Below are 7573 nucleotides of genomic sequence, written 5' to 3' on the forward strand. Positions count from 1 at the left end.
CGGATTCGGCTGCGGGTGCCGTCTCGACGGCCGATACGTCTGTGGCGGGAGTCGCCGCGGTGGCGGATTCGGCTGCGGGTGCCGTCTCGACGGCCGATACGTCTGTGGCGGGGGCCGCTTCGGTGGCGGATTCGGCTGCGGGTGCCGTCTCGACCGCGGACACGTCTGCGGCGGGAGTCGCCTCCGCCTCGGTGGCGGACTCTGTCGCAGGAGCCGCCTCGGCCGTGGCAGTCGCCTCCGCCGGGGGAGCGTCCGCGGGAGCCGCGTCAGCCGCAGCCGCCTCGGCCGCGGGAGCGGCCGGCTGGGCTTCCGGCGCGACGGTCTCCTCGGGGCTCCCGTTCGCCGGCGTCGCGGTGGGATCCACCGCGCCCGCGCCGTTCGCCGAGATCTCCACCGGGGTCGCGTTCGTGTCCTGGCTCGTGTCCCTGTCCGTCATGGCCGGCTCCTCCCGCCTGCGTTGCCCGCGAACCCGCGGGCGCCCCGCTCCCGCGGGGCCTGGCAACGTCGGTACCCGACCCGCCATGGGGTCGACGAAATCGCGTGGTACCCGCGCGCATTCAAACAGGTCATGGCCCGCCTCGGTACTCCACGGTCGACCCTGGCTGCGTTCGGTGACCTCGTGAGCCCGGAGAGTTCACCTCGTGGCCCGAATGGGTAGCCTCGGACATCGTGATCGAGCGCGTGGCCGTTGTCCCGCACCCTCCGCTGTTGGTGCCCGAGCTCGTCGTCGCCGACGACCCCGACGTGCGGCTCGTGCGCGAGGCTTGCCTGGCCGCCGCCGCCGAGCTCGCCGCATCCCCGCGCTGGGTGGCCGTCGGCGCCGACCCGACCGGACCCCGGACCCTGACCGCGGCCGCGGCGGGCACCTTCCGCGGCTACGGCGTCGACGTCGTGGCTCGCCTGTCCCGCAACGACTCCGAGCCCGACCCCGCCATGCCCCTGCCCGCCCTCGTCGCCGGCTGGCTGCGCGACCGGGCCGGCGCCGACGAGGTTCCCGTCCACCTCGTCCAGAACGACCTGTCCCCCGACGAGTGCCAGGCCTTCGGCGAGCGGCTGGCCGGCGATCAGGACGAGCCCGTCGGGCTGCTCGTCCTCGGCGACGGCTCGCATCGGCACGGCGAGCGCGCCGTCGGCCGGCCCGACCCGCGCGCCACCAGCTTCGACGACGCCGTGCACGCCGCACTCGCCGCCGCCGACCAGGACGCCCTGCTCGCCCTCGACCCCACCGAGGCCGCCGAGCTCGGCGCCGTCGGCCGCGCGCCCTGGCAGGTGCTCGCCGGCGTGCTCGCCGCGGACGGCCGGCGCTGGAAGAGCGTCGACGCCCGCCAGCTCGTGCCGTTCGGCGTCGCCTACCACGTCGCGGTCTGGGAGCCGATCCGATGAGGCCGGTGGCGATCGTCGGTCCGACGGCGACCGGCAAGTCCCAGCTCGGCGTCGCGCTCGCCGAGGCGCTCGGCGGCGAGGTCGTGAACGCCGACGCCATGCAGCTCTACCGCGGCATGGACATCGGCACCGCGAAAGTCACGAACGAGGAACGCCGCGGCGTCCCGCACCACCTGCTGGACGTCCTCGACGTCACCGAGACCGCCTCGGTCGCCGCCTACCAGCGCGACGCCCGCGCGTGCGTGGAGCGCCTCCTCGCGGAGGACAAGGTGCCCGTTCTCGTCGGCGGGTCGGGCCTCTACGTCCGCGCCGTGCTCGACGACCTGGACTTCCCCGGCACCGACCCGGAGATCCGCACCCGCCTGGAGGGCGAGCTGGCCCGCGTCGGCGCCCCCACCCTGCACGCCCGCCTGGCCGAACGCGATCCGTTGGCCGCGACCGCGATCCTGCCGACCAACGGTCGCCGCGTGGTCCGCGCGCTGGAGGTCATCGAGCTGACCGGCCGCCCGTTCTCCGCGACCATGCCGCGCCCGGGCCCGGCCCGCCACGACACCGTCCAGCTCGGCCTCGACCTGGCTGCCGACGAGCTCGACGCCCTCGTCGACGCCCGCGTGACCAGGATGTTCGCCGACGGCCTCGTCGACGAGGTGCGCACCCTCGAGCGGCAGGGCCTGCGGCTGGGCCGCACCGCCTCCCGCGCGCTGGGCTACCAGCAGGTCCTCGACGAGCTGGACGCCGACGAGGACATGGCCCGCGCCGCCGCCGAGACCGCCAGAGCCACCCGCCGCTTCGTCCGCCGCCAGCGCTCGTGGTTCCGCCGCGACGCCCGCATCACCTGGCTCGACGCCACCCGCCCCGACCTGCTCGAAGCCGCCTCCGCGCTAGCCTGAGCCCGTGGGTATCTCGTTCGTCAAAGGTCACGGCACGGAGAACGACTTCGTGCTGCTGCCCGATCTCGACGCCTCCCTCGACCTGACCGCCGCGCGGGTTCGCGTGTTGTGCGACCGGCGAGCCGGGCTCGGCGCGGACGGCGTGCTGCGGGTCGTCCGTGCCAAGGCGATCGAGGACCGTCCGTCCGATGTGGACGACGCGATGTGGTTCATGGACTACCGCAACGCCGACGGCTCGGTGGCCGAGATGTGCGGCAACGGCGTGCGCGTGTTCGCCCGCTACCTGGTCGAGTCGGGCCTGGTCGCCGACCACGAGTTCCCGGTCGGCAGCCGGGCGGGTGCCCGCGCCGTCGTGGTCATGCCCGACGGCGACGTCGCGGTCGACATGGGCCCGGCCAGGGTGACCGGCGAGTCCGCGGCCACCATCGGGAGCCGCACCCTCGTCGGGGTCGCCGTGGACGTCGGCAACCCGCACCTCGTGTGCGCCGTGGACCGGCTCGACGAGCTGGACCTCACCACCAGACCCGGCTACGACCCGGCGGCGTTCCCGCACGGGGTGAACGTCGAGTTCGTCGTGGTCGAGGCCGCCGACCGGATCCGCATGCGCGTGCACGAGCGCGGCGTGGGGGAGACCCGCTCCTGCGGCACCGGCACGGTCGCCGCGGTCACCGGCGTGCTGCACTCGCGGGGCGAACGGACCGGCGCGGCCACCGTCGAGGTGCCCGGCGGCCGGGTGCGCGTCGAGGTCGGCGAGGACACCAGCGTGCTCACCGGGCCGGCGGCCTTCGTGGCTCGCGGGGAGCTGGATCGTGCCTGGTGGGACGGCATCTCGGAATAAACCCGGTCGATCCGTTGGCTGAACCGTGGGAGCATGGGTAGCAGCAAACCGGACGAAAGGGGTCTCACCGCGTGACAGAGAATCTCAATCAGGGCATCACCGACGATCACGTCGACGCGGGGTTGACCGACCTGGCTGAGCTCTCTGCCGGCGAACTCGAGCTCTCCGACCGCGCCGCGTTGCGCCGGATCGCGGGTCTTTCGACCGAGCTGGCCGACATCACCGAGGTCGAGTACCGGCAGCTGCGCCTGGAGCGAGTCGTCCTGGTCGGCGTGTGGACCGAGGGTTCGGCCGCCCAGTCAGAGGCGTCGCTCGCGGAGCTCGCCCGGCTGGCCGAGACCGCCGGCTCCCAGGTCCTCGAGGGCCTCGTCCAGCGCCGCGACCGGCCCGACCCGGCCACCTACGTCGGCTCCGGCAAGGTCCTGGAGCTTTCCGACGTCGTCGCGGCCACGGGCGCGGACACGGTCATCTGCGACGGCGAGCTCTCGCCGAGCCAGCTGCGTCAGCTGGAGGCGAAGCTCAAGGTCAAGGTCATCGACCGGACAGCCCTGATCCTCGACATCTTCGCCCAGCACGCGCGGTCGAAGGCGGGCAAGGCCCAGGTCGAGCTGGCCCAGCTGCAGTACTTCCTGCCGCGCCTGCGCGGTTGGGGTGAGGCGCTGTCGCGGCAGGCCGGTGGTCGTGCCGGCGGCGGCACCGCCGGCGTGGGCCTGCGTGGTCCCGGTGAGACGAAGCTGGAGACCGACCGCCGGCGCATCCGGACCAAGATCTCCAAGCTGCGCAAGGAGATCGCCGCGATGGGCACGGTACGCGACACCATGCGCAGCCAGCGGGTCGCCAACGAGGTCCCGAGCGTCGCCATCGCCGGCTACACCAACGCCGGCAAGTCGAGCCTGCTCAACGCGCTGACCGGGGCCGGGGTCCTGGTGGAGGACGCGCTGTTCGCCACCCTGGACGCCACGGTCCGGCGCACCACCACGCCGGACGGGTTGCCCTACACGCTCACCGACACCGTCGGGTTCGTGCGGCACCTGCCCCACCAGCTGGTCGAGGCCTTCCGCTCCACGCTGGACGAGGTGGCCGACGCCGACCTCATCCTGCACGTGGTCGACGGCTCCGACCCGAACCCCGAGTGGCAGGTCGAGGCCGTGCGCGAGGTGCTCGGCGAGATCGCCGACCGTCGCGACGCGAGCCTGCCCACCGAGCTGGTCGTGGTCAACAAGATCGACGCCACCGACCAGGTGGCGCTGGCCCGGCTGCGCCACCTGCTGCCCGGTGCGGTCTTCGTCTCGGCGCACTCCGGCACGGGGATCGGCGAGCTGCGCGAGCGGGTCGCCGAGCTGCTGCCGCGGCCGTCGGTCGAGGTCGAGGTGCTGGTCCCGTACACGCGAGGTGACCTGGTAGCGCGCGTGCACCGCGAGGGCGACGTGCTCACCGAGCGGCACACCGAGCAGGGCACCGTGCTTCATGCGATGGTGAAAGCGGACCTTTCCGGCTTGTTGGAGAGTTTTTCCGTGAACGGCACATCCGCCTGAGCCGTATAGCCGTATAGCTAGTAGCGATACCGTAGGGCTCCAGATCGGGCACGATCGGGTCACGGAGGTGTGGAGTGCGGCGAGCTGCCCTCGTGGTGGTCTGGTTGCTGCTTGCGTTGGCGATCCCGGCCCAGGCAGCAGCCGCCCAACCGGCTGAACCTGCCAAGCCGGCGAACAAGTGCACGATGAAGGACCCGGCCATGGTCGAGCTGTCCGGCATCTGGGCAGACAAGGACCGCTGGTACATGGTCAACGACGGTGGCGAGAAGGCCACCGTCGTCGTGGTCCGCAAGGACTGCACGATCGAGCGGCAGATCGTCGGCCAGGTCGACCCGTTCGACGTCGAGGACCTCGGCCGCGCCCCGGACGGGACGTTCCTGCTGGCCGACGGCGGTGACAACGACCTCGAGCGCGACACGGCCGCGCTGATCGCGCTCACGCCCGCCGGCAAGTCGACCCTGTACCGGCTGACCTACCCGGACGGCAAGCACGACGCCGAGGCGCTGCTCGTCGGCGCGAACGGCGCGCCCTACTTCATCACCAAGGACGTGGGCAACGCCGGCGTCTACTCGCCGATCCGCCAGCTCGCGAGCCCCGGCCCGACCCCGATGAAGAAGGTCGCCACGATCAAGCTCGCCGCGACCGACACCCCGGGCGGCCCGGTGCCCGGCCCGGTCGGCTCGCGGACCATCACCGGCGGCACGGTCAGCCCGGACGGGACCGTGGTGGCGGTGCGGACCTACACCGACGCCTACCTCTACGCGGCGCCGGACAAGGACATCCTCAAGGCGCTGAACAGCAAGCCGGTCCGGGTGCCGCTGCCGAACGAGGCGCAGGGCGAGGCCATCGCGTTCGAGCCGGACGGATCCCTGGTGTCGGCGTCGGAGAAGACCGGCCAGCCGGTGCGGCTGGTGGCCAAGGCGTCCGGACTCGTCGGCGACGGCGCCGCGACCCCGCCCGCCGGTGACTCCGGGGCGAAGAACCCGCCGCCGGAGTCGGTCCCGCCGGCGCCGGCCGGCGGCCTGGCCAGCAACGAGTCGGACAAGCAGGGCATCCCCGTCGTGCCGGCCTTCGGTGTCGCGATCCTGCTGATCATGGGCGTGCTCGCGTCGCTGCGCTGGCGCACGGCACGGACGCGGCGGCGGTTCTACCGCCACGGCGCCTAGCCCAGCCGCGCGCCTAGCCCAGCCGCTCAGCCGTCCGGAAAAGCAGCTCCTCGCTGCGCGGCGGGCCGACCAGCTGGAGCCCGACCGGAAGTCCGCCGACCGTACCGGCGGGCACCGACAACGCCGGCAGGCCCACGACGCCCCAGGCGCTGGTCAGTGACAGCAGGGCGGCGCGGACGTCGACCTCGGTCTCGCCGAGGTGCCAGGTTCGCGCGCCGATCGTCGGGGCCGTGATCGGGACCGTGGGCATCGCCAGCACGTCGTGGCGCTCGAACAGCGCGACGACCGCGGCGGTGGCCCGGCGTTGGACCTCGCGGGCCCGCACGTAGTGCCAGCCACGCACCTGCTCGGCCGTCTTCAGCCGAGCCAGCAGCTCTTCGCCGAACAACTCGGGCGCGGTCGCGATCCGCTCGGCGTGGATCGAGTAGGCCTCGCTGGTCTGGATGTCGCGGTAGGCCGACAGGAGCTCTCGCGCGTACGGCACCTCGACGTCCTCGGCACCCGGAACCAGCGCCCGTGCCGCACCGGTCACCGCGTCGTCGGCCGGGTGGAACGTCTCCGGCGCGACCCAGCCGATCCGCGGCTCGCCGCCGAGTTCGCCGCCGAGTTCACCGCTGGTTTCGTCGGCGCCGCCGTCCGCCAGTACTCGCCACATCAGCCGGCAGTCGGCGGCGGTACGGGCGAGCGGACCGACCGAGTCGAGGCTCGGGGACAACGGGAACACGCCGTCCGCCGGGACCGTGTCGTAGGTCGGCCGCAGCCCGGTGATCCCGCACAGGGCGGCCGGGATGCGTACCGAGCCGCCGGTGTCGGTGCCCACGGCCAGCGGGACGATGCCCGCGGCCACGGCCGCCGCCGAGCCGGCGCTGGAGCCGCCGGACATGGCGTCGGGCCGGTACGGGTTGCGCCCCGGGCCACTCGCCGACCTGTCGCCGGTAGGCCCGTAGGCGAACTCGTGGGTCACGGTCTTGCCGACGACGACCGCGCCGGCCTCGCGCAGTCGTCGCACGCACTCGGCGTCCCGCTCGGGCACGTGGTCGGCGAAGTGCCGCGAGCCCATGGTCGTGCGCAGCCCCGCGGTGTCGACGAGGTCCTTGACCGCGACCGGGATCCCGTGCAGGGGACCGCGATCCTCGCCCGCGGCGAGCTCGTCGGCGGCTCGGCGCGCGGCGGCCCGAGCGCCCGGCTCGTCGACCGTGACGAAGGCGTTGAGGGACGGGTTGAGCCGGTCCGCGGTGGCCAGCGCGTGCTCGACCAGCTCGACCGGCGTGAGCTCGCCGCCGCGCAGGCCGGCGGCGAGCTCGGCGACGGTGTGCGCCGCGAAGAAGCCGGCTCCGGCCGGCGGCTCGAGGACCGTCACAGGCGGCGCAGGACCGCCACGACCTTGCCGAGGATCGTGGCGTCGTCACCGGGGATCGGCTCGTACGCCTCGTTGTGCGGCAGCAGCCAGACGTGGCCGTCCTTGCGCTTGAACGTCTTGACCGTGGCCTCCCCGTCGATCATCGCGGCGACGATCTCGCCGTTGTCGGCGGTGGGCTGCTGGCGGACGACGACCCAGTCCTGGTCGGTGATCGCCGCGTCGATCATCGAGTCACCGGTGACGCGCAGGAGGAACAGCGCACCCTCACCGACGAGCGCCTTGGGCAGCGGGAAGACGTCCTCCACGGCCTCCTCGGCGAGGATCGGCCCACCGGCGGCGATGCGGCCGAGGACGGGCACGTACGCCGGCCGCGGCGCGGTGTCGGAGTCGGTGTGCAGGTC

General features: G+C 73.4%; 7 protein-coding genes and 1 pseudogene. 5 read left to right on the forward strand and 3 right to left on the reverse strand.

All coding sequences use genetic code 11. From position 1 onward, the window contains the following. Positions 1–436 (reverse strand): annotated as a pseudogene (locus ACRDSK_RS29670) (hypothetical protein); the annotation flags it as partial. Between the two features lie 233 nt (positions 437–669). Here ACRDSK_RS29670 and ACRDSK_RS29675 point away from each other — a divergent pair. From ACRDSK_RS29675 to ACRDSK_RS29695, 5 genes are all read left to right on the forward strand, one after another. Beyond that, positions 670–1383, forward strand: a complete 714-nt coding sequence (locus ACRDSK_RS29675) for a hypothetical protein (protein WP_431444664.1) — start codon at positions 670–672, stop codon at positions 1381–1383. Beyond that, complete coding sequence (miaA, locus tag ACRDSK_RS29680) at positions 1380–2273, forward strand: tRNA (adenosine(37)-N6)-dimethylallyltransferase MiaA (protein WP_431444665.1); 894 nt, start codon at positions 1380–1382, stop codon at positions 2271–2273. The genes ACRDSK_RS29675 and miaA overlap by 4 nt, the downstream gene beginning before the upstream one ends. A gap of 4 nt (positions 2274–2277) precedes the next feature. Continuing rightward, positions 2278–3111: a diaminopimelate epimerase gene (dapF, locus tag ACRDSK_RS29685; protein ID WP_431444666.1), complete on the forward strand. Its 834-nt coding sequence runs from the start codon at positions 2278–2280 to the stop codon at positions 3109–3111. 95 nt (positions 3112–3206) lie between these two features. After that, positions 3207–4646, forward strand: a complete 1440-nt coding sequence (gene hflX / locus ACRDSK_RS29690; protein ID WP_431444670.1) for a GTPase HflX — start codon at positions 3207–3209, stop codon at positions 4644–4646. Positions 4647–4720: 74 nt separating this feature from the next. Beyond that, a complete protein-coding gene (locus ACRDSK_RS29695; protein WP_431444667.1) occupies positions 4721–5812 on the forward strand; it encodes a hypothetical protein in 1092 nt (363 codons plus the stop codon). A 13-nt stretch (positions 5813–5825) separates the two neighbouring features. Here ACRDSK_RS29695 and ACRDSK_RS29700 read toward each other — a convergent pair whose 3' ends face one another. Further along, positions 5826–7172 carry an amidase gene (locus ACRDSK_RS29700; RefSeq protein WP_431444668.1) on the reverse strand — a complete coding sequence of 449 codons (1347 nt, stop codon included), beginning with the start codon at positions 7170–7172 and terminating at the stop codon, positions 5826–5828. Beyond that, positions 7169–7573 (reverse strand): transcriptional repressor LexA (lexA, locus tag ACRDSK_RS29705; protein ID WP_431444669.1); only part of this gene is annotated, 405 nt, incomplete at its 5' end. The genes ACRDSK_RS29700 and lexA, both read right to left, overlap by 4 nt.

The sequence above is a fragment of the Actinophytocola sp. genome (assembly GCF_050699915.1).
In the GTDB taxonomy this organism is placed as follows: Bacteria; Actinomycetota; Actinomycetes; order Mycobacteriales; family Pseudonocardiaceae; genus Actinophytocola.

Coding starts and splice junctions, on each gene's coding strand:
- miaA (WP_431444665.1), top strand. CDS start 1,380: ATGAGGCCGGTGGCGATCGTCGGTCCGACGGCGACCGGCAAGTCCCAG.